1 pseudogene is annotated in these 251 nt (G+C 48.6%); it reads right to left on the minus strand.

The features are described from left to right. Window positions 1–127: pseudogene (locus AK963_RS32980) on the minus strand (transposase); the annotation flags it as partial. Window positions 128–251 lie beyond the last annotated feature (124 nt).

A 251-nucleotide genomic window follows, 5' to 3' on the forward strand; every position in this document is an offset into this window, starting at 1 on the left:
CCTTGGATATCAAGGTAGGCGACACCTCAGCACCGTACATCTCGTGAATGGCTTCGGCAATATCACGGGTGGTCATGCCTCGGGCATAGAGGGTAAGGATTTGCTGATCAAGCTTGTTTAGCCGAGTTGTCATCACCGATGTAATAAGTCTTCAAAACACCAGTTTAATTTGACCTCCCGATTAACCCTTTTCTGGCCGATTGTTTTCCTGTTGGTATCAAGCAGGGAGCAGCGCCATGACCAATCGAGAG

The organism is Endozoicomonas atrinae (genome assembly GCF_001647025.1).
In the GTDB taxonomy this organism is placed as follows: domain Bacteria; phylum Pseudomonadota; class Gammaproteobacteria; order Pseudomonadales; family Endozoicomonadaceae; genus Endozoicomonas; species Endozoicomonas atrinae.